The organism is Allobosea sp. 05T439 (assembly GCF_056396005.1).
Genome location: NZ_JBFTKP010000006.1, coordinates 135,355 through 157,166 on the forward strand (window position 1 = coordinate 135,355; position 21,812 = coordinate 157,166).

Annotated in this window: 18 protein-coding genes and 1 tRNA gene; 8 read left to right on the top strand and 11 right to left on the bottom strand. The window is 64.9% G+C overall.

Annotated elements, in window-relative coordinates:
* Nucleotides 1–6 precede the first annotated feature (6 nt).
* The 3 genes from AC1DIO_RS09110 (at nucleotide 7) to AC1DIO_RS09120 (ending at nucleotide 2,205) form a co-directional block, all read left to right on the top strand.
* On the top strand, nucleotides 7–1,116 hold the full coding sequence (locus AC1DIO_RS09110) for a pyridoxal phosphate-dependent aminotransferase (protein ID WP_441506062.1): 1,110 nt from the start codon (nucleotides 7–9) through the stop codon (nucleotides 1,114–1,116).
* Nucleotides 1,113–2,060, top strand: a complete 948-nt coding sequence (locus AC1DIO_RS09115) for a prephenate/arogenate dehydrogenase family protein (protein WP_441506063.1) — start codon at nucleotides 1,113–1,115, stop codon at nucleotides 2,058–2,060. The genes AC1DIO_RS09110 and AC1DIO_RS09115 overlap by 4 nt, the downstream gene beginning before the upstream one ends.
* A 69-nt stretch (nucleotides 2,061–2,129) precedes the next feature.
* Nucleotides 2,130–2,205: transfer RNA gene (locus tag AC1DIO_RS09120), tRNA-Thr, on the top strand.
* A 255-nt stretch (nucleotides 2,206–2,460) separates the two neighbouring features.
* Here AC1DIO_RS09120 and AC1DIO_RS09125 read toward each other — a convergent pair.
* On the bottom strand, nucleotides 2,461–2,850 hold the full coding sequence (locus AC1DIO_RS09125) for a hypothetical protein (RefSeq protein WP_441506064.1): 390 nt from the start codon (nucleotides 2,848–2,850) through the stop codon (nucleotides 2,461–2,463).
* A gap of 570 nt (nucleotides 2,851–3,420) precedes the next feature.
* On the opposite strand from AC1DIO_RS09125, the gene AC1DIO_RS09130 reads away from it, so the two are divergent.
* A complete protein-coding gene (locus tag AC1DIO_RS09130) occupies nucleotides 3,421–3,705 on the top strand; it encodes a hypothetical protein (RefSeq protein WP_441506065.1) in 285 nt (94 codons plus the stop codon).
* Between the two features lie 90 nt (nucleotides 3,706–3,795).
* Here the strand turns inward: AC1DIO_RS09130 and AC1DIO_RS09135 are convergent, their stop codons facing one another.
* Nucleotides 3,796–4,008 (bottom strand): hypothetical protein, encoded by a 213-nt coding sequence (locus AC1DIO_RS09135; protein WP_441506066.1) that lies wholly within the window; start codon nucleotides 4,006–4,008, stop codon nucleotides 3,796–3,798.
* A 775-nt stretch (nucleotides 4,009–4,783) separates the two neighbouring features.
* On the opposite strand from AC1DIO_RS09135, the gene AC1DIO_RS09140 reads away from it, so the two are divergent.
* Nucleotides 4,784–5,197 carry a hypothetical protein gene (locus AC1DIO_RS09140; protein ID WP_441506067.1) on the top strand — a complete coding sequence of 138 codons (414 nt, stop codon included), beginning with the start codon at nucleotides 4,784–4,786 and terminating at the stop codon, nucleotides 5,195–5,197.
* A 76-nt stretch (nucleotides 5,198–5,273) separates the two neighbouring features.
* On the opposite strand, the gene AC1DIO_RS09145 is transcribed toward AC1DIO_RS09140, so the two are convergent.
* Complete coding sequence (locus AC1DIO_RS09145; RefSeq protein WP_476853348.1) at nucleotides 5,274–6,524, bottom strand: MgtC/SapB family protein; 1,251 nt, start codon at nucleotides 6,522–6,524, stop codon at nucleotides 5,274–5,276.
* A 193-nt stretch (nucleotides 6,525–6,717) separates the two neighbouring features.
* Between AC1DIO_RS09145 and AC1DIO_RS09150 the strand changes: the two genes are divergently transcribed.
* Nucleotides 6,718–6,876 carry a hypothetical protein gene (locus AC1DIO_RS09150; protein WP_441490082.1) on the top strand — a complete coding sequence of 53 codons (159 nt, stop codon included), beginning with the start codon at nucleotides 6,718–6,720 and terminating at the stop codon, nucleotides 6,874–6,876.
* 197 nt (nucleotides 6,877–7,073) lie between these two features.
* Nucleotides 7,074–8,312, top strand: coding sequence for an MFS transporter (locus AC1DIO_RS09155; protein WP_441506069.1), 1,239 nt, complete (start codon nucleotides 7,074–7,076; stop codon nucleotides 8,310–8,312).
* A gap of 170 nt (nucleotides 8,313–8,482) precedes the next feature.
* Here the strand turns inward: AC1DIO_RS09155 and fabI are convergent, their stop codons facing one another.
* From fabI to AC1DIO_RS09190, 7 genes are all read right to left on the bottom strand, one after another.
* Nucleotides 8,483–9,259, bottom strand: coding sequence for an enoyl-ACP reductase FabI (fabI, locus tag AC1DIO_RS09160; protein WP_441506070.1), 777 nt, complete (start codon nucleotides 9,257–9,259; stop codon nucleotides 8,483–8,485).
* A 4-nt stretch (nucleotides 9,260–9,263) separates the two neighbouring features.
* Complete coding sequence (locus AC1DIO_RS09165; RefSeq protein ID WP_441506071.1) at nucleotides 9,264–10,448, bottom strand: ABC transporter permease; 1,185 nt, start codon at nucleotides 10,446–10,448, stop codon at nucleotides 9,264–9,266.
* Between the two features lies 1 nt (nucleotide 10,449).
* Nucleotides 10,450–13,188 (bottom strand): ribosome-associated ATPase/putative transporter RbbA, encoded by a 2,739-nt coding sequence (gene rbbA, locus AC1DIO_RS09170; RefSeq protein ID WP_441506072.1) that lies wholly within the window; start codon nucleotides 13,186–13,188, stop codon nucleotides 10,450–10,452.
* Nucleotides 13,188–14,234, bottom strand: a complete 1,047-nt coding sequence (locus AC1DIO_RS09175) for an HlyD family secretion protein (protein ID WP_476853349.1) — start codon at nucleotides 14,232–14,234, stop codon at nucleotides 13,188–13,190. Before AC1DIO_RS09175 ends, rbbA begins: the two co-directional genes overlap by 1 nt.
* A gap of 62 nt (nucleotides 14,235–14,296) precedes the next feature.
* Complete coding sequence (locus tag AC1DIO_RS09180; protein WP_441506073.1) at nucleotides 14,297–15,511, bottom strand: acetate/propionate family kinase; 1,215 nt, start codon at nucleotides 15,509–15,511, stop codon at nucleotides 14,297–14,299.
* A 3-nt stretch (nucleotides 15,512–15,514) separates the two neighbouring features.
* Nucleotides 15,515–16,489, bottom strand: coding sequence for a phosphate acetyltransferase (locus AC1DIO_RS09185; RefSeq protein ID WP_441506074.1), 975 nt, complete (start codon nucleotides 16,487–16,489; stop codon nucleotides 15,515–15,517).
* 8 nt (nucleotides 16,490–16,497) lie between these two features.
* Nucleotides 16,498–18,798, bottom strand: coding sequence for a DUF3141 domain-containing protein (locus AC1DIO_RS09190; RefSeq protein WP_441506075.1), 2,301 nt, complete (start codon nucleotides 18,796–18,798; stop codon nucleotides 16,498–16,500).
* A gap of 325 nt (nucleotides 18,799–19,123) precedes the next feature.
* Here AC1DIO_RS09190 and AC1DIO_RS09195 point away from each other — a divergent pair, with 325 nt between their 5' ends.
* The gene (locus AC1DIO_RS09195) at nucleotides 19,124–19,633 is read left to right on the top strand and encodes a hypothetical protein (protein WP_476823946.1); all 510 of its coding nucleotides are present in this window, start codon (nucleotides 19,124–19,126) and stop codon (nucleotides 19,631–19,633) included.
* 181 nt (nucleotides 19,634–19,814) lie between these two features.
* Here AC1DIO_RS09195 and AC1DIO_RS09200 read toward each other — a convergent pair whose 3' ends face one another.
* Nucleotides 19,815–21,806, bottom strand: coding sequence for an acetyl/propionyl/methylcrotonyl-CoA carboxylase subunit alpha (locus tag AC1DIO_RS09200; RefSeq protein ID WP_441506077.1), 1,992 nt, complete (start codon nucleotides 21,804–21,806; stop codon nucleotides 19,815–19,817).
* Between the last annotated feature and the right edge of the window lie 6 nt (nucleotides 21,807–21,812).

Below are 21,812 nucleotides of genomic sequence, written 5' to 3' on the forward strand. Positions count from 1 at the left end.
CAAGCCATGGCCACGCCTGCTTCCCGCCCTGTTCCGCGTCCCGGTGTCCTCGATATCGAGGCCTATGTGCCCGGCAAGTCCACGGCTCCGGCGGGGGTGAAGCTGCATAAGCTTTCCTCGAACGAGACCCCGCTCGGCCCGAGCCCGAAGGCAATCGCCGCCTTTGACAGCCTCAAGGGCAAGCTCGAGCTCTATCCGGACGGCTCGGCCACCAAGCTGCGTGAGGCGATCGCGTCGCGCTACGGCCTCGACCCCGCACGCCTCGTGTGCGGCTCGGGATCCGACGAATTGCTGCAACTCGTCACCAAGACCTATCTCGGCGACGATGACGAGGGCATCTTCACCGAGCACGGATTCCTCGTTTACCGCATCGCCATCCTGGCGGCCGGCGGCAAGCCCGTGGTCGTGCCCGAGGCCAATCTCACCGCCGATGTCGACGCGATCCTGAAGGCGGTGACGCCACGGACGAAGATCGTCTTCCTCGCCAATCCCAACAACCCGACCGGCACCTATCTGCCCTTCGAGGAGGTCAAGCGCCTGCATGCCGGCCTGCCCTCCGATGTGCTGCTGGTGCTCGACGCCGCCTATGCCGAATATGTCCGTCGCAACGACTATGCGTCGGGGCTCGAACTGGTGGCGACCAACGAGAACGTCGTGATGGCGCGCACCTTCTCAAAGATCTACGGCCTCGCCAATCTGCGCCTCGGCTGGCTCTACGGGCCTGCCCATGTCATCGATGCGCTCAACCGCGTCCGCGGCCCGTTCAACGTCAACGGCGCGGCGATCGAGGCCGGCACCGCTGCGATCGCCGACGAAGCCCATGTCGCGGCCGCGCTCCAGCACAACGAGACCTGGCTCGCCTGGACGACGGCCGAGGTGGAAAGGCTCGGCCTGACCGTCACGCCGTCGGTCGGCAACTTCATCCTGATCCATTTCCCAAAAACCTCCGGCAAGACGGCGAAGGAGGCTGACGCCTTCCTGAGCCAGCGTGGGCTGATCCTGCGCAGCGTCGGGGCCTATGGCCTGCCGGACGCGCTGCGCATGACAATCGGCTCCGAGGAGGCGAACCGCCTCGTCGTTGCGGCGCTTGGCGACTTCCTGGCCGGCAAGCAATGACGGCGACGACCGAGAGCTTTGCTCCGCGGCGTGAGGAGCCGATCTTCGGCTGCCTCGCGATCATCGGCATCGGGCTGATCGGCTCGTCGATCGCCCATGCGGCCAAGGATCTCAATCTGGCCGGGCGCATCGTCCTGAGCGACCGGGACGAGGGCGTGCGGGCCCGCGCCCGCGAGCTCGATCTCGGCCATGAGGTGGCGGAGACCGTGCAGGCCGCCGTGGCCGATGCCGATCTGGTCATTCTCTGCGTGCCCGTCGGCGCCTGCGGTGCGGTCGCAGGTGAGATCGCGTCTGCCCTGAAGCAGGGCGCGATCGTCTCGGATGTCGGCTCGGTCAAGAACGCGGTGGTCGAGGCTGTCGCGCCGCATCTGCCAGCGGGCGTGCATTTCGTCCCGGCCCATCCGGTTGCGGGCACAGAGAATTCCGGCCCGGATGCGGGCTTTGCCAGCCTCTTCCTGAATCGCTGGTGCATCCTCACTCCGCCGGACGGCAGCGATGACGGCGCGGTTTCGCGCACCCGGCATTTCTGGGAGGGCATGGGCGCCCTGGTCGAGGTGATGAGTGCGCAGCATCATGATCTCGTGCTTGCCGTCACCAGCCATCTGCCGCACCTGATCGCCTACAATATCGTCGGCACGGCCGAGGATCTCGAGGCGGTGACCCAGTCCGAGGTGATCAAGTTCTCGGCCGGCGGCTTTCGCGATTTCACCCGCATCGCGGCATCCGACCCGACGATGTGGCGCGACGTCTTCCTGCACAACAAGGAAGCGGTTCTGGAGATGCTGGGGCGCTTCAGCGAAGACCTTTCGGTGCTGACCCGCGCCATTCGCTTCGGCGATGGCGAGACCCTGCACAAGCATTTCACCCGCACCCGCGCCATCCGCCGTGGCATCGTCGCGCTCGGCCAGGAAAAGCCCGAAACGGAAAAGCTGCGCAAATCGTGAGAAGACGGGGCATGTTCTGCTCCGTTCGTCTTGCCAAGATTGGGCAGGGCTGGTAGAGCCCCACCCGTCGCCGCAATAGCTCAGCTGGTAGAGCACCTCATTCGTAATGAGGGGGTCGGGGGTTCGAATCCCTCTTGCGGCACCATCCAACCCCTTGAGGTTGTCGATTTTCCTAGATAATTCCGGCCTGAAGTCGCGCAGACTTGGAAGTTTCGCTTGGCGAGATCGATCGCCACGGCTCCTCCTTCCAACGCGCCTTCATGGCGCTCGCGGGCACCTTACGGTGCCGGCCGGAGGGGGGCATCCACCCCATCAGTTCACAGTGCAGGCCGCCGCTCGAGACCAAGCGCCCACGGCTCCTAGGCTCGAACCAATTCTCTGCGGCCAATAAGTCAAGTAGTCAGTTCTGGGGCACAACGGTTAGCGGTCGGCCATACGGATTTCCTGCCCCGTAGGGGTTGTTGATGCTGTCAGACGAATACGGGCTGCCGTATCGTCCGTAAGGATTGCTCGTGCTGTCTGGATCGTATGGATTCGCGCTGAGGCGACCTCGATAGTTACCGTCTTGGTCATAGAGCTTCGGCGCGTTTGTTGCGTAAGGGTTCTTTGCTGACTCGTTGCTGTAAGGCGAGCCGTAGCGGCCGTAGGGGTTGTTCAAGCTGTCCGGATTGTACGGGTTACCGGCTCCATACGGATTGTTGATGCACCGGGAATCATAGGGGCAATTTTGGGCGGTGGCTGTACCACTGATGCCAATGACGGCAACTGCCGCGAACAATGCCTGTTTCATCGTGACCACCTGCCGTCGAGTCTCTTGCGTCATCCCGGCGCGAAGATAGCATTCGCGCCCATTTTTGCTAGACGTTGGGCAAGCGCCGTGAGGGGCGTATCGCCAGACTTGCTTCAAAACGCTTCCGCCTGTGGAAAGCTCACTTGGAGCGCCGCGGCGTTTTTGATTGTTGGCCTTATGGATACTTGAATTAGAAAAATATTTTAAATTTGAATGCCATATAGATTTCTTACGGTTCCCTCCTGCGCACCATTGTTTAGCTTGGTTTCACAAGCATTCCGGATCAGCCGTAGGGCCAATCTGGGGCAAAGAGCCGAGCGTTTCCTCGGTCTTATGCTGCTGATCACGAATCGCGAAGCATCACTTCCGAGTGGCGGCCTGCTTTGCATATGTCCGGTAGCAATGCGGGCAAGTCGGCTTCCCGCTCGCAAATGCCATGCTGTCAGGCTCTAGGCGCTGAACGATATGGGTGTGTGGCAGGCGGAAGGTACCTACTCGCGAGCTGCCTGAATGGCTCACACACGATCCGATCAGCAGCGAGTGCTCGCTGCGCCTGCAGGAGGAGATTTCATGTCCTATGTCGATGAACTCGAGCCGCTCATTCGGTTGGAGCAGGAGCTGCGGCAGACGATCGCGCTGAGCCTCGCGGAAGAGAGGGGCCAACCCCACGTCGGGGCCCCGACCGAGGAGCAATTGCTCGCTGCCGATGAGGCGATCGCGGCTTGGGCCGAGGAGGTCGATTTCGAGCAGGACATGCGCGCTTTCCGGCCGCTGACGCCTCTGCAGACGCTGCTCGCCCAACATCTCGGGATATGCGAGCGCATTTTCGACATCCGCGACAGGCGGCTGTCCTGACCAGGATAAGGTCAATCGGGAGCAAGGCCGGGACGCTCCCGCGCGAGCCGGAACGGCCCGAGCGACCCGGCTGCCCCATGTTTCGCAGGTCTAGCTGCCAGCCGTCTCCTCGGCCGTCGCCTTGTCGAGAATCTCGACCACCTCTTCCAGGCTCTCCCTCACGCCGAGCATGAAGTCCTTGCGGAAGCCGATGATGGTGTCCGGCGGGTTGCCCTTGAACGTATAGACCACGCTGACCTGCGCGGGATTGACGTAGACGGGCTTCCCATCGGAGGGCGAAGTGAACTTGCAGAGCTTAGGCATGATCTCTTCCGTCAATGGCGATTCGATGAGCAGAGCTATACGGCAAGGCGGCCGCTCGACGAAAACGCCGGGCGTTGGTGCCAGCCAGCTGATGAAGATCGGCGTCACAATTTGGCGTAGCGAGAGCCGTGTCCGACGACGGCGGAACGTCGCTTGGGCATGCCGTCCCGGACCCAGCATTCCCACTCGGGCATCCCTGCGTCACGCTAAGTGAGGTGCCTCACATATCCGACCGGCCGGAATGCGTAGTCTTTCACGCACTGACGAATGTCGGAGCGCACCATGAGCCCCACCTGTGACGAGAAGCTTGAGCAGTTCCGGCGCAGGGAGGTCGAACGCGCGCAGAAGGCAGGCCTGTCAGCCTATATCCTGAACGAAGACGGCAGCGTGATCCGCATCGCTCCCKACGGCAGGCTAGATCTGATTGTCGTTCAACTCGGTAGCCAACACGCACAGGCCCCCGGGGCTCGCTCTCGATAGCTCACGGCCCGACCTCGGGCAGTCGTACTGCTTGCCCCGGGGCAGTCCCCGAGCCCCGATGTTGGCGGATATCGCCTGGGCCGCTTGACGGTGTCATGCCGCGTCAGCTCGCTCGCCCGCCGCGTTCACAGGTCGATCGCAGCCTCGGTCAATGACGAGCGGCAGCCACCGGAGGCGCCGACTCGCGACTCGACACGGGCCTGCAACAGGTGTGATCTCGACAAGAGCGCCGAGGGCTGCGACGACGCAGGCCTTCCAAGCCGTGCAAGTGCTGGTTGTTCCGGGAGGTCTCACCATGACGCGCAGGTTCACCGCAGCTTTGTCCTTCATGCTCTCCCTGGTTCTGGCAGCGCCGGCCGGGGCGCAGATCGGCACGCCAGGGAACGCGCCGCTCACACCTGGTGGCCCCAGGCAAGGTCTTGGGCCCCCCTCGCTCAGCGACAGTGTGCCGGATATCCGATTGCATTCGAGTGGCGGCGGGATCCCGGGCGCAGGCCCGCCGATCGGCTATGGAGGCACGCAGCCGCTGGGCAACGCCGGCATCGGGGCCGGATATGGCATGGTCGATCGCCGCGCGGTCAGAACGACCGGCCGGCACTGCCAGACATCGAGCCGGATCTGCGTGCTGAAGGGCACGGCGCCTGTCAGGTCCGGGTGCTCATGCCGATTGTCCAATGGCAAACGCGCGCGGGGCCATGTCGTGCCGTGAGGCTGCCGAACGGAGGCCGTTGAGCCCGACGGGAGCCCGAGCCAACTACGCCTCGCGCCCCGCTGGAAGGCGCGACCTATCGAAACCCCGCCAGAAGCCCTGCTGCGACGGCGAGGCCGCTTACGCAGCCGACGCGCAAGCCAAGCGCCATGCCGCCCGTGGAGGCGGCGAGCCCGGCCTTGACCAACGTGTTGACGCCTGTCGCGAGCAGGATCGCATGGCCCGCGAGCGTCGGGTCAATGACGCCGAGCGCCATGCGCGACATCGAGATCACGACGGCATCGACATCAGCAATGCCGGACAGAGCGGCCGTGGCGAGCACGCCCGCATCGCCGAAATGCTGCTGCAGCAGGCGTGCGGCAAGCATCACCACCGCGATGAACGCTGCCATCTTCAGAGCGGAGCCGAGTTCCAGTGGATTCGAGATCTTCAGCTCCGGGCGCTCGGAGGAGCCGCCAGTGTTGATCAGCATGAGGCCGGCGCCTGCCGCCAGGACGCCGCCGGCGCAGGCAAGGGGCAGTGCAAGGAGCGGGATCAGGACCGGGTTCAATGCCATCGCGACCACAGCGACGCGCAGGACCATCACCACCCCGGCGATGAGGATGCCGGCGCTGAGCAGACGGCCGGAATCAGAATGCTGGCGCGCGAGCCCGGCCAGGGTCAGCGTTGTCGCGGTGGAGGAGGCGAGGCCRCCGGCGACCGCCGCCATGATCACGCCAAGGCGGTCGCCAAAGATCCGGACCGCGACATAGCCTCCGAAGGACACGGCCGCGATCAGGATGGCGAGCAGCCAGATCGAATAGGGATTGATCGATCCCCATGGGTCGATCGGGCGGTTCGGCAAAATCGGAAGCAACAGGAACGACATCGCGAGCAGGGTCAGGACCGAGCGGATTTCCTGCCAGCTCAGCGAGGCCACCCACCGGTGCAGCTGTTCGCGCAACGCCAGCAGCAAGGTCATCGCGACTGCGCCTGCAATCGCCGCAGTGAGATCGCCCACCACGGCGAGCGCGCCCAGCATGAAGGTCAGCATCCCGGCGATGACTGAGGTCGCACTGACATTCTGCTCGGCGCGCGCCTCCAGCCAGTGGAAGGCGCCGAAAGCCGCACTGTATCCGAGAAAGACCAGGCCGATCGCGATGCCCCCGAGCTGCTGGCCGATGGCTCCGGTCACGCCGCCGAGCAGCCCGGACAGCGCGAAGGTGCGCAGGCCCGCGGCGCGCTGGTGGTCATCCTCGTCGCGCGTGCGCCAGCCACGTTCGAGACCGACCACGAGCCCGATGGCGAGGGAAACGGCGAGGCGGCTCAGGAGGGCGTGTTCATCCATATCGGTCTGCGGCTTGGCTCGGGCGTGGCGATCGTTCGACGAGCATATCGGAAGCGGCCGGTTCGGATAGCGCCCAGGGCGCATCCCATGTGGCACCCGCGGCTGTCATCTGCAGGTCATGCAGGCGGTCTTTAGACCAGCCCATGTCGTCATCGCGGGCGGCCTGGCCCGTCTTATGCTTGGTGAGTTGGTCATGAATCGGCTGGTCATTATCTACTCGGAAGAGGACTACGCCTGCGCTTGCGAGCGCCTCGAGGAACTGCGCACCAGGCCGGATTGCCGGGCGAAGGACGAGGAACTCGACGCGATCCATGATGCCATGCTCGCCTGGGAGCTGAGGCAGGACGACTGACATCCAGCGGACGGTTCTGCTGCTCGCCCGTCGCGAACTGGCAGGCACCCGAGTCCATGTTGCGACGCACTCAGCCCACATTCTCACGCTAGCCACCCTGGACCGCCCGAAGAATCTCCGGGGCGGACGTCGCATTCCTGCGGGCGCGCGACACTCTGGCCGGCATCTCTCGGCCGCTAGCGAAAGGAGCCTGGCCGATGCTCGTGCAGATCGGAACTCTCATCGCCGCGACGAGCCTCATTCAGCTCGCGAACGGCTTCTTCAACACCTTCCTGTCCCTGCGGCTGACGATCGAGGATTTCGGTTCCACGCTGAACGGCGTCGTGCTCAGCGCCTATTTCATCGGCTTCACCATCGGGGCGGTCGGGTCCGGGCAGGTGATCCAGCGCATCGGCCATATCCGCGCCTATGCCGCATTCGCGGGCATGGTGGTGGTTGCGACAGCCACGATGCCGCTTCTTGTCTCGCCATTGGCCTGGATCGTTTGCCGCGCCGTCATCGGCATGGGCTGCGTCGGCCTGTTCATCACCACGGAGAGCTGGCTGAACGCCAAGGCGCAGGCGGATCAGCGCGGGCGGGTGTTCTCGATCTACATGGTCGGCACGTTCCTGGCGCTGGCGCTCGGCCAGTTGCTGATCGGCAAACTCGCCATTCACTCCATGACGCCCTTCAACATCATCGCCGTGCTCTTTGCACTTGCCCTGGTGATGGTCAGCACGACGCGCGCCGAGGCGCCGGGGATCGCACCGGAGGCGACGCTGCGCTATGGCGAGTTGACCCGGCAGGCGCCGGTGGCCGTGGTCGGCTGCGTCATCAGTGGCATGATCAGCAGCGCCTTCTACGCGCTCGTACCGGCCTGGATGCTGAGCAATGGCGTGCCGCAGCAGACGATCGCGCTCTTCATGCTGGTCGCGGTGCTGGGCGGTCTGGCGCTTCAGGTTCCGGTTGGGCGCCTGTCTGATCGTGGCGACCGCCGGCTGGTTCTGGCCGGCCTCGCGCTCGGCTTTGCGGCGGCGGCGCTGCTGCTGGTCATGTTGCCCCCGAAGCTTGCAGCGGTGCTGCCCGTGGCGGCGGTGCTCGGCGGCTTCATGTCGACGCTCTATCCGGTCTGCGTCGCCCATGCGCTCGATCGCATGCCCTCAGATCGCGTCGTTGCCGTCAGCGGCAGGTTGATCCTGGTCAGCGGCTTCGGCTCGGCCCTGGGGCCGATGCTCGGCGCCGCCGTCATGTCGCGCTTCGATATTGGCGGGCTGCTCTATTTCATGGCGGCCGCGACCATCCTGCTCGCCGCGGTCTCCGGCCTGCGCGTGCTCGTCAAGGCGCCGCCTGTCCGGGTCGAGCGTCCCTTCGAGATCATCGACCCATTGACGGCACCGATCTCGCAGGAGCCGGAAGCGACGGATCCGGACGGAACGCCGCGCGCTGTCCCCGCCTGAAGCGTGCGGCGGGCAGCCTCAGGCATCGGCCCGAAAAGTGGATTACGGTTTTCGGGAAAGCCGATGCAAGCACAGAGAATCATCGGCTCGAAAAGTGGATGACGGTTTTCGGGAGGGCCGATGCAAACGCAGAAGATCACCGGCCGGGATACGATGTCCGGTCCGATGACCTAACCCATGATGTGATAGCCGGCATCGACATAGATCGTGTTGCCGGTCATGCCGGTGGCGGCATCGCTGATCAGGAAAGCGGCGACCTGCCCGACCTCGTCGATGGTGACGACGCGCCCTTGCGGAGCCCGCGCCGCGGCTTGGGACAGAAGCTCGTCGAAACCGGCGATGCCGCCGGCKGCGCGTGTCTTCAACGGGCCCGGCGAGAGCGCGTGCAGGCGGATGCCCTTCTGGCCGAGTTCATGGGCGAGATAGCGGGTCGTGCTCTCGAGCGCAGCCTTCACCGGTCCCATGATGTTGTAATTGTCGAGCACCTTCTCGGCGCCGTAATAGCTCATGGTCAGGATCGCGCCGCCCGCGCTCATCAGCGGCTCGGCCTTGCGGGCCATTTCGATCAGCGAATAGCAGGAGACGCGCATTGCCTGCTCGAAGCCGTCCCGCGTCACATCGACGACCCGGCCATGCAGGTCGTCGCGCGGTGCAAACGCGATCGAGTGGATGACGAAGTCGAGCTTGCCCCAGCGCCTTGTGATTTCCTCGAACACGGCGTCGAGCTGCCCGGGCATCTCGACATCGAGCGGCATGATGATCGGGCTGCCGAGTTCCTCCGCKAGCGGGCGCACCCATTTCTCGGCCTTGGCGTTCAGATAGGTTATGGCCAGCTCCGCGCCGAGCCGGTGCAGGACCCTGCCGCATCCGAAGGCGATGCTGTCCTCGTTGGCGATGCCGACGATCAGGCCCTTCTTGCCGCGGACGATGTCGTCGATCGTGCCCATCTGGCTAGTCTCCGAAGATCACGCGGCGGAAACGGCTGAGCGCATAGGTGAAGTATACACTGCCGATGACGACGAGCGCGACGAGCTGCAGCCAGACCACGGAGAGGCCCGCGCCGCGATAGAGCACGGCCTGCGAGAACCCCACGAAATGCGGTGTCGGACTGATGATCTGCATCACATATTGCAGCCAGACGGGCATGCTCTCCATCGGCGTGCTGGAACCCGACAGGAGCTGCATGATCACCAGGATCGGAATGGCGAGCAGCCCGAACTGGCCCATCGAGGTGGCGAGCGTGCCGAGCATGATGCCGAGCGCCGCGACCGTGAAGGCGTAGAGCGCCGCACCCGCCAGGAAGAGCGTCAGCGAGCCGGCGATCGGCACCTGCAGCCACCATTGCACGACGACCGCGAGCGACAGCCCGGCCGCGACCAGGATGACGAGCCCGTTGGCGATGATCTTCGCCAGCATGATCTCGGCCGGCACGACCGGCATCACCAGCAGATGCTCGACCGTGCCCTGTTCGCGTTCGCGGATCAGCGCCGCGCCGGTCAGGATCACTGTCAGCAACGTGACATTGTTGATCACCTGCATCACCGAGGTGAACCAGGCCGAATTCAGGTTCGGATTGAACTTGGAGCGGATGACGACATTGATGGGGGCGCTGGTCACGGTTTCCCGGCCGGCCAGGAAATTCGTCACCTCTTGCGCGATGATCGACTGGATATAGACCGAGCCGTTTCCGGCCTGGGTCATCGCGGTGGCATCGACATTGAGCTGCACGGATGCCCGCCGGCCGGAGAGAAGATCGGCCTGGAAGGAGGGCGGGATTTCCAGCACGAAGACCAGCCGGCCGTGATCCATCTCCTCGTCGATGTCGCGTGCGCTGATCGTCAGCGCGCTCTTGAACAGCGGTGGGTTCAGTGCGTTCTGGATCTGGCGCGAGAGATCGGAGCGGTCCTCGTCGACAATGCCGACGGTCAGGTTCTTCGCCTCGGTCGAGGCACCGGTCGCCACCGTGTAGACGGCGATGCTGAAAGCATAGACCACGAGGATGAGCATGACAGGGTCAGCCCGAATGCTGCGCAGTTCCTTGATGACGAGCTGGTAGATATTGGCCAGATGCAGCCGAAGGCCCGTTGGCCCTTGCTGCGCTGGTTCCGTCGTGGCGCTGGTTCTCTCCGGCGACATCTCAGAGCTCCTGTTTGCGCAGGAGAAGCTGCGAGACGACGAGGAAAAGGACTGCGAAGCCAGCGAGCATGATGAGGTTGAACGACAGGTCGTCGAACCCCAGGCCCTTTGTGAAGGCGCCGACGCTGACCGGCTGATACCAGGCCGTCGGGAAGCCGAGCCCGATCATCCGTGCTCCGCCCGACAGCGAGGCGACCGGAACGAGCAGGCCCGAGAAGTTCACTGCCGGTATGATCGACAGGATCGCGGTGGCGAATACGGCGGAGACCTGTGTCCTGGTGAAGGTCGAGATCAACTGGCCGAAGCCCGTCGTCGCGATCACGTAGAGCAGGGTGCCGAGCACCAGCATCGCGATCGAGCCCTTGATCGGCACCCCGAAGAGGATGATCGCAAGCAGCACCAGCAGCACGAAGCTGATCATCGCGATCGCGATATAGGGCAGCTGCTTGCCGAACAGGAACTCGAACTTGGTGATAGGCGTCGACTGGAAATTGGCGATCGAGCCGGTCTCCTTCTCCCTCACCACCGCAATGGCGGACATGACGGCCGGGATCAGGATCAGCATCAGCATGATCACGCTCGGCACCATCGCATTGACGCTCTTGAAGGCCTGGTTGTAGCGGAAACGGGTCTCGACATTGACGAGACTGGCCGCGCTCGTGCCGGCACTGTTCTGGGCGAGCCATTCCTTGGCGTATTGCGCGGCAAGCCCGGTGACGTAGCCCTTCGTCGTCTCGGCGCGGAACGGCATGGCGCCGTCGAGCCAGACCGCGACCTCCGGCTTCCTGCCGGATTGCAGGTCGCGCCCGAAGCCGGGCGGGATCTCGATCGCGAGCTGCAACTCGCCGTTCCTCAGCCGCTGGTCGAGCTCTTCGGCCGTCCTGATCGGCGCACGCTCGTCGAAATAGCGCGAGCCGGAAAAGGCCTCGATCAGCTGGCGGCTTTCGGGGGTATTATCCTGGTCGAGCGCCGAGAAGCGCAGGTTCTCGACATCAAAGGAAATGCCGAAGCCGAAGGCGATCATCAGGACGAGCGGGCCCAGGAAGGCGAAGGCGAGCCGGATCGGATCGCGCAGCAGCTCCATCGTCTCGCGCCGCGAATAGGCCCAGAGCCGCTTCGGGTCGAAGCGGCGCGGGGCCCGGATGGGTTCCGGTGGCGGGAGTACCGCGTTCGGGTCAGGCGCCTCCGATTTCGCTTCGCGATCGATCCCTGCGGCCTCGGCGAGATAGTCGACGAAGGTGTCCTCCAGCGAGGAGCTTCCACGTTCCCTGACCAGTTCCTCCGGTGTGCCGACTGCGAGCACCTTGCCGGCATGCATCAGGGAGATGCGGTCGCAGCGCTCGGCCTCGTTCATGAAATGCGTCGAGAGGAAAATCGTCACGCCGTCATCGCGCGAGAGATCGATCAGCGTGCGCCAGAAGGCGTCGCGCGCGATCGGGTCGACGCCGGAGGTCGGCTCATCGAGAATGAGCATGGCCGGCCGATGGAGTACGGCGACCGCAAGCTGCAGGCGCTGCTTGATGCCGAGGGGCAGGCTGTCGGGCCGCGAGTCCACCACATCCCTGAGGTCGAAGCGCTCGAGCAGCTCCGCGATGCGACCTTCGATCTCATCGTTCGGCAGGTGATAGAGCTTTGCGTGGAGTTCGAGATTCTGCCGGACCGTGAGTTCGGTATAGAGCGAGAAGGCCTGCGACATGTAGCCGACATTCCGGCGCGTCTCCATGTCGTTGGAGCCCATCGGCTTGCCGAACAGCTTGGCCCAGCCCTCGGTCGCCGGCAGCAGGCCGGTGAGCATCTTCATCGTCGTCGATTTGCCGCAGCCGTTCGAGCCGAGGAAGCCGAAGATCTCGCCGCGCTCGATCCGGAAGCTGACATGGTCGACGGCCGTGAAATCGCCGAAGCGTCGGGTCAATCCTTCGGCCTCGATCGCCGGCACGGCGCTGTCGCTGGCCGGGCGCGGGCGTACGATGACCTCCTGGTGCTGCGCCCGCTTCGCCTCCGGGAGCAGCGCGATGAAGGCGGCTTCCAGCGATGTCTGGCCTGTCTTCCCCAGGATCTCGGAGATCGGCCCCGAGGCGATCACCTTGCCGTCATCCATGGCGGCCAGCCAGTCGAAGCGTTCGGCCTCGTCCATATAGGCGGTGGCGACGATCACGCTCATTTGCGGCCGCCGGCCACGGATGGTGTTGATCAGGTCCCAGAACTGGCCGCGCGACAGCGGGTCGACACCGGTGGTCGGCTCGTCGAGGATGAGGAGGTCCGGGTCGTGGATCAGGGCGCAGCACAGGCTGAGTTTCTGCTTCATGCCACCCGACAGCTTGCCGGCCGGGCGGCCTTCGAACGGGTCGAGACCCGTCGCCTTCAGCAACTCGTCGATCCGCCGCCTGCGCTCAGCTTCGCCCTGGCCGAAGAGCCGGCCATGGAAGTCGATATTCTCGAAGACGCTCAGCGTCGGATAGAGATTGCGGCCTAGGCCCTGCGGCATATAGGCGATGCGGGCGCCCTGCTTCTCGCGATGGGCCTTGTCGGCCATGTCGCCACCGAAGACCGTGACATGTCCGGTCTGGATTTCCCTGACGCCGGCAATCAGGGCGAGCAACGCAGATTTGCCGACGCCGTCGGGACCGATCACCCCCACCATGCGGCGGGAGGGGAAGTCGATCGAGACATCGTCGAGCGCAACCGTTTTGCCGTACCGGTGCGAGACATGCTCGACCTTGGCAATGACGCCGTCGTTCATCAGGGGAGCTTCACGGTGAGATCTTCGGGCCACTGGATCGACGGGCTGGTCCGGACGAAGCCCATGCCGCGCACCCCTGTCTTGGCCTGGCGGTGATATTTCTTCAGGACGCGCGGATCGATCTGCAGCTTGACGCGGAACATCAGCTTCTCCCGCTMGTCGGCCGTCTCGACGCTCTTCGGCGTGAACTGGGCGTCCGCCGCGACGAAGCCGACATTGGCCGGGATGACATATTGGGGCAGCGGATCGACGGTGATCCGGGCCTCGTCGCCAAGGGCGAGCAGCCCGGCCTGTGCGGCCGGGAGATAGATCGTCATGTAGACATCGCTGAGATCGAGCAGCGTCAGGATGCGCGCGCCTGCGCCGACGACCTCGCCCGCGCGTGCGAGCTGGTACTGAACCCGGCCGCTGCGGGGCGCGACGAGCGTCATGTCGACGAGAACCGCCTCGATGCGGTCGACCTCGGCTTCGGCGCTCTTGATCGCGAACTGCGCCTGGTCGCGCTGGGCCTCGGCTGCGACGAGCGCGGCCTTGGCGGTATCCGCCTTGGCGACGCGCTGGTCGAAGGTCTGCCTGGTCAGATAGCCCTTGTCGACGAGCTGCTGGCCACGCTCCAGCTCAGCCTGGCTGAGGGTGATCTCGCTCTTGCGCTGGACGATCAGCGCATTGGCTTCCGCCAGCCCATGCTTGGCCTTGAGAACCTGGGATTGGGCGCCGCGAAGCTGGGCTTCGTATTCCGGCGACGAAATGCGCGCGACCACTTGCCCGGCGGTGACGTCGTCGCCTTCATTGACGAGCACTTGCGACAGGCGGCCGGCATATTTGGCGGAGATATCGATCTGCGTCGCCTCGATACGGCCGTTCGACTTGGCAATCCCGCTGGGCATCGAGCCGCTGCGCAAGCGCTGGAGGAACGCCTGGATCTTCGACTGGGCCTGGGCCGGCGCCGTGATCGAGAGGTCGCGCGAGACCGGGGCGAGCACGCTGCCGACGGTCAGGAGCGCCACCGCCAGGGCTGTCGCTGCGGGTAGACGGACCACTATCATCATCACTCTCCGAGCTCGGCGGTTGCGCTTGCGGCGAGAACCGGCTGCTTCCTGATCCTGTGTTATGACCGCGCGGGCTCTCGCGCAGCCACTCCGGTGCTCCGAAGCAGCCGCAGCGTATGCTGCGCGATCATGCGTTCCTCGTCCGTCGCGACGACGAAAATCTGCGTCCGGCTGCCTTCGGCATCGATGCGCCTGTCATTGCGCCGGTTGGCCTCGGCCTTGAGCGACAGTCCTGCCCAGTGCAGGCGATCAACCACGTTCTGTCTGACCTGCCAGGCGTTCTCGCCGACGCCGGCCGTGAAGACGATGCCGTCGAGCCCACCGAGCGTGACCGACAGGCTGGCGATGGCTTGCGCGACGCGGAGGCTGAAGAAGTCGATCGCCATTGCGGCCTCGGGCCTCTCGCTCTCCTGCAGTTCGCGCACATCGTTGCTGATGCCGGACAGCCCGAGCAGGCCGCTTTCGTGATAGAGCATCTGGCCGACTGCGGCCGGGCTCATGCCCTTCTGCTCGATCAGATGCAGGACGACACCGGGATCGAGCGAACCCGAGCGCGTTCCCATCGGCAGTCCGTCCAGCGCGGTGAAGCCCATCGTCGTCTCGATGCTGCGGCCGCCCTGCAAGGCGCAGACGGAAGCCCCGGAGCCGAGATGGGCGATGATCACCCGCTTGTCTGCAATCTCCGGTGCGATGCCGTACAGCGCCTTCGAAACATATTCATAGGACAGGCCATGGAAGCCGTAGCGCCGGACGCCCTCGTCATAGAGCGCACGCGGCAGGGCGAAACGGTCTGAGAGTTCGGGATGGCCGCGATGGAAGGCCGTGTCGAAGCAGGCGACCTGCGGCAGGTCGGGCCGGCGTTGGCGCAGCACGCGGATCGGGTCGAGATTGCTGAGCTGATGCAGTGGCGCGAGCGGGATGAAGGTTTCGAGCGTCTTCATTACCGCGTCGTCGACCAGCACCGGTGCCGAATAGACCGGGCCGCCATGGACGACGCGATGGCCGATGCCGATGATGGCCATGTCCCGGATCTCGCCGACGACCCAGTCGGCAACGACCTGTTGCGCCTGCGCCGAGTTCGCAACCTCCGCGACGGTGAAGCTGCGCTCGATCAGCGACGTTCCGTCATGGCTCTTTGCCTTGAGCCGCGGACGGGTTCCGATCCCGTCCACGGCGCCGCCGAACATCAGCTCGATATCGTCGCCTGCGACGCAGTAGAGCTTGAACTTGATGCTCGAGCTGCCGGCATTGACGACGAACAGGACCTCGGTCACCGGCTAGGCTCCGATTGGCTTGGCCTGCAGCAACGCATGGGCATAGAGCCCGGCAACGGCGCAGGAGGCGAGGCGGGTCCGGACATTGTCGGCGCGGCTGGTCAGAATGATCGGCACGCGCGCGCCGAGTACGATGCCTGCGGCATCGGCCCCGGACAGGAAGGTCAGGTTCTTCGCCAGCATGTTGCCGGCTTCGAGGTCGGGCACCACCAGGATCTGCGCTCGGCCTGCTACCGGCGAGACGATGCCCTTGATGCTGGCCGCCTCCGGGCTGATCGCATTGTCCAGCGCCAGTGGCCCATCGAGCAGGCCTCCGGTGATCTGGCCGCGATCGGCCATTTTGCAGAGCGCTGCCGCCTCGATCGTGCTGGGGATCTTGGTGGTCACGGTCTCCACGGCCGAGAGGATCGCGACCCTCGGGGCTCCCAGGCCGAGCCCGACATGCAGATCGATGGCGTTCTGGATGATGTCGCGCTTGGCTTCGAGGTCAGGAAAGATGTTCACGGCCGCGTCGGTGATGAAGAGCGGCTCGGCATAGGACGGCACGTCCATGATGAAGACATGGCTGATACGCCGGCCGGTGCGCAGGCCTGTCTCCTTATTGGTTACCTCGGCGAGCAGCTCATCGCTATGCAGACTGCCCTTCATCAGGAGGGCCGCCTTGCCGCTGCGGACGAGTTCCACGGCCTTGGCCGCGGAAGCGACGCTATGCGGCGTATCGACGATCTCGAAGCCCGCGATGTCGAGCCCGGCAGCCTTGGCGGTCGCGATGATCCGGGCGGTGGGTCCAACGAGGATCGGTTTGATCAGACCCTGCGCTGCTGCGTCGAGCGCACCCCTGAGAGAGGACTCGTCGCAGGGATGCGCCACCGCCGTCATGACCGGCGCAAATTCGCGCGCCTTCGCGATCAGGCGCTCATATTTGTCGTGAGCATGACCTGATCGGGCGCTCGCGACAGCTTGGGAAGGCTGAGACATTCTGCGCTTCACTTCCGGGGCGATGAACTGCGGTGGGGCGCTGCCTTCGAGGCAGTGTCGAGGGCTGTCTCCTTGCGTGCAACCGACCGGCTCGCCAAGCGATGCAGATTGTCGGCGGTCGCACGCGTTTCGTGAACCGGCGACTGATCGGGAAACATCCGGCTGATCCGCTCGAAACGGACAAGCGCTTCGCCTTCGAGCGGCCCTGCAGCGGTCAGAATGTCGTGAAATTCCTCGAGCGATAGATGGGGGGTCTCGGTTTGCAACACCGTGGCGATCGCTGCGACCGCCGCTTCGCCGTCGAAGCGCAGCATGAAGAACTGTTCGCGGACGTTGAGCTTGAACTGCTGGAGCGTCATGCCGTCGAGCTTTTGATGCTTGCTGTGCAGGCGACGCAGTACGGCAAAGATCCGTTCGTCGATGCCGCCGCGTGCCGCTAGGACGTACATCACCGCACGCAGGATCGCGATCTTTGCGCTGACGCGTCCGACCCGTTGAGCCAGGTCGGAACGGCCTGCTTCGAGCGCCGCGACGCCGCGGTCGCGATCCGCTGGCCACGGGCGCGCCGTCTCGTCGGTGACGCCGAGCGCCGCCTGCAAGGCAGGCGCGCCGTAAATCTGTTTGAAGACGAGTTCGGTCGTGGAATCCCGGATGTCGCGGAACAGGTCGAGCGAGGCGACGATGTTCTGCGAGATGATCTCCTGCCAGGCCAGGAATGGATTGTCCTGGGCCGCGGGGCGGCGGTGTTCCCGAACGAGTTCCGCCCAGCCGCTGACGCCGCGCATGAAGGGGTTGTTGTGCGAAAAGATCTCGAACTGTGAGCGCAGCGGATTGAGCCGGCGTTCCAGCTCTGCAGCGGGCGCCGTGGCGGCAGCCTGCACGAATGGGCGCAGCCAGGTCTTGTAGAAACTGGCATTGATCTCGGAGACCTTGGCGACTGTCGCGAACCGACGGTCATCCTCCGCCGTGTTCAGTCCCAGGGCCCGAATGTCGTCGAGGCTGCGCGCCTCGAAGCGCAGGATATTGTCGCCGGTCACAAGATCGGCGTAGTCTTGGCCGGGCTCGCGCGGTGTGATCACCGCCTCCCACAGCCCGGGTGGCAGGATGTCGATCAGATCCATGTTCTCCGTGAGCTCGGTATGCTCCTTCTTCGCCACGGAGCTTGAAACGAAGACGCCGAGATGTCCGGCCTGCGGGTGGATGGAGTAGACGATCGTCTGCTCGGCTGCGATCAGCGCGAGGTCGCTTCCATAGAGATCGGTGATCCAGCCGAGTGCCTGCTGCGGCGGCGTGATGTTGTCGCCCCAGGAGCAGAACACGACGATCGGCGAGGCGACTTCGCGCAGGTCGATCCGCTTGCCGGAAGAGAGCGTCAGTTCCCCCTTGGTCAGCTTGTTGCCGACGAAGAGCTGTTCGACGATGAACTCGATCTCCTCTCGGTTGAGCAGCACATGCCCGCCCCACCATTTCTCAAAGGAGAGAAAGCGTTCGGCTTCGGTATCGACCTTCGACCAGACATCGTAGAGCTTGCTCCACCACGTATTGGCCGGGTTCAGCTTCTCGAAATTCTGAACGAGATAAGCGCCGTCGAAGATTCCGGCGCCGAGATCGCCGGTCAGCGAGGTGAGCCAGGAGCCGCCGAGCATGCCGCCGGAATAGCGCATCGGGTTGAGCCCATCCTTGCCGTTCCAATAAGCCAGCGGTGCGCCCGCGGCCATGATCGGCCCCATCAGCTCGGGCCGGGCGGCKGCGAGCCCGAGCACGGCCCAGCCGGCCTGGCAGTTTCCGATGACGCAAGGCTTGCCGGAGTAACCGGGATGACGCCTGGTGACGGCCTCGATGAAGGCAGCCTCGGCGCAGCCCACATCCTCGATCGTCTGGCCTCTCACCGGATCCGGCAGGAAGCCGATGAAATAGCAGGGATGTCCGGCAGCGAGCGCTGCGCCGATTTCGCTGTCGGGTTTCATGCCGCCAATGCCCGGACCATGGCCGGCACGCGGATCGACGACGATGAAGGGGCGTGAGGACTCGTCCGTGACGACGCCTTCGGGTGCAATGATCCGGACCAGGCCGTAATTGACCGGACGGGGCAGGCTACGGCCGCTCATGACGATCTCGAAGCCAAATCCGAGGACATTGGGAGCCGCCATCGCCAGATGGTCGAGGTAATTGTCGCCCCGCCGGCGCAACACATCGAGCATCAGCACGTTGCGCTGTGCGACGTCGACCAGATACGCGGCGAGGTCGGAGCCGGCATGGGCCATCGCAGCGGTCGCGCCAGGCGACGTCACGGAATATGCGCTCACCATATCGTTGTCCTCATATGGCCGGGGGGCCGATACGTCAGAAACTTCACGATGATCTTTCGCACTGCAATATCACCAGACTGAGACGCCCGCGCAACCTATGCAAGAGGGGCTTGTCATATGCGGCATTCGCCGGCGCGGGGAATTGACTTCAATCAAGTCGGCTCGCCGGCAGGATGTTCAGGATTCAATGCAATATCCTTAGCCGGAATATGGGGGTAGCTCTTGGCGCGATCATGGGAAATGGCGGTGACTGATGGCTGACAATGCAGCTCCGGGCTTGCGGAGTGCGAGCACGATTGAGTTGAGCCTGACCGATGGTGCACAGTTGTTCAACACGCTCGATCCGTTTCCCTTCCGCCAGCGCGACCTGTCGGGGGATGCCGAGCAGTACATCGTCGAATGGGCCGAGGAGCTGCCCAAGGATCGCGCCATTGAAATCCTCATCGACATCGCGGCGGACGGCGAATCCGGCGGCGCGGCGCCCGATCTTGCTGCGGCCATCGGCAATTGGTTCGACGGGCGTGCGCGATCTGAGACAAAGGCGATGCGGCAGCTGTTTCGGGACGGTCGCTTGGCCTTCCTGATCGGCCTCATCGTCCTGAGCGCCTGTCTCTTCATCGGCTGGTGGCTGTCGGAGCGTATCGAAGGCCCGTTCGCGCGCGTGCTTCAGGAGAGCTTCGTGATCATCGGCTGGGTCGTGATCTGGAGGCCGGCCGAGATGTTCCTCTACGACTGGCTGCCCATGCTTCGCCGGCGGACGCTCTATAGGCGCCTCGCCTCGGCACGGGTTACGGTGAGGAAGACGTCCGCGCCGACGAAGGCGGTGGGCACCTAGAGCATGCTGCGAAAGAGTGGCAACGGTTTTTCGCATTGAGAATGCTCTAAATTATGAGAGTCGATCGCACCGGATCCTGTCCGGTCCGAAGATCTAACTTTCGGTGTTTGCATCGGCTTTCCCGAGGGCCTCAATCCACTGTTMGGGCCGATACGCGAGGCGATCGGCACCGCGCTCGCGCTCAGACCGGCTCGATCGCGACCAGAATGTCGCCGGCTGCCACCGTCGATCCGGCCCTCGGACCGATCCGTTGAACCGTTCCGCCGGCGGGGCTCTTCAACTCCATGAAGAGCTTCATCGATTCCAGCACGGCCACGATCTGCCCGGCCTCGACGGTGTCGCCCGCGGCGACATGCAACGCCGCAAGTGTTCCTGGCATCGGTGCCCGCACGGTGCTGCCGGAATCGCCGCCCGCATCGCGGCGCGCTGCTGCGGCCTCGATCGCGAACGCGATCTCGATCCGGCCTTCGAAGCCGCCGAGGCGCAGGAGCAGACCCTGGGTGTCGCAGACGGCGTATGCCATCTGGCTCGCCCCGCTCATGGCCACCACCCACTCGGCGTCCGAGCCACCGCGACGGAGCGCGATATCATGTTGGCCACCGGCTGACGCGACGCGCAGGAAGCCATCATGGGTTTCGATAGTGAGCCGCGTCGCATCTGCGCCGGCTCCGATGGCCAGATGCGTGGTCGCCGGCCTTCCGGCAGGCGCGAGAAGGCGAAAACCCTTGAGCGCATGCCATGGCGTGCCGTCGGGCTCGGTCCCGCGCGCCGTGAGCCAGAGGGCCGCCGCCACCGCATTGAGCAGGTCCTGCGGCACGGCTTGCGGCTTCCAGCCTCCCGGGAAATTCTCGCTCAGGAACAGGGTTGTGGCCTCGCCCCTCGTGAAGCTCGGAGTTCTCAGGGCATCCGCCAGGAACGCACGGGTGGTCGCCGGCCCGAGCATCACCATCCCATCCAGCCCTCTGGCGAGCCGCTGGGCCGCGCTCGTGCGATCGGGCGCATGGGCGATGACCTTGGCGAGCAGGGAATCGTAATGCGGCGTGACCTCGCTGCCGGCTGCGATGCCGCTGTCGACGCGCGCCGCCTGCGGTTCCCGCCACAGCCTGATCACACCGGTATCGGGCCGGAAGCCGTGGTCCGCCCGCTCTGCCGTCAGCCTGGCTTCGATGGCGTGGCCCGAGCAGCGGATCTCGCCCTGGGCCAGCGGCAGGGGCTCGCCTGCCGCGATGCGGATCTGCCATTCCACCAGATCGAGCCCGGTGATCGCTTCGGTGACCGGGTGCTCGACCTGCAGTCGGGTGTTCATCTCGAGGAAGAACACCTCCTGCGTCACGGCATCGACAAGGAATTCGACGGTCCCGAGATTGTCGTAGGAAATCGCGCGCGACAACCTCAAGGCGTAGTCATGCAGGGCCGCGCGTGTCTCATCCCGCAGGTTCGGGGCTGGCGCTTCCTCGATCAGTTTCTGGTTGGAGCGCTGCACCGAGCAATCGCGCTCGAAGAGATGGACGATGGCGCCGTGCCTGTCGCCCGCGACCTGGACCTCGACATGGCGCGGGCGCGTCACGAATTTCTCGATCAGCAGGCGCCCGTCTCCGAATGCGGCTTGTGCCTCGCTGCCCGCCGCGGAGATGGCGGCATCGAGATCCTCCTCCCGTTCGACCTTGCGGATGCCCTTGCCGCCGCCACCGGCAGAGGCCTTGACCATGACAGGCAGACCGACGCGCAACGCCTCCCGCTTCAGCACGTCGCGGGACTGGTCGGCCCCGTCATATCCGGGCACGCCCGGCACGCCGGCCTCGCGCGCGATCTGCTTGGAGCGGATCTTGTCGCCCATGGCAGCGATGGCGGTGGCCGAAGGGCCGATGAAGGCGATGCCTGCCTTTTCGCAGGCGGCGATCAGGTCGAGCCGTTCCGAGAGAAAGCCATAGCCGGGATGGATCGCCTGCGCGCCTGTCGCCAGTGCAGCCTCGATGATCCGGTCGGCTCGCAGATAGCTGTCGCGCGCGGGGGCCGGGCCGATGGAAATGGCCTCGTCCGCGAGGCGCACATGCAGCGCGTCACGGTCCGCATCGGAATGGACTGCAATGGCGCGGATGCCGAGACGGCGGCAGGTCTTGATGATGCGGCAGGCGATCTCGCCGCGATTGGCAATCAGGATGCTCTCGAACATGGCGGC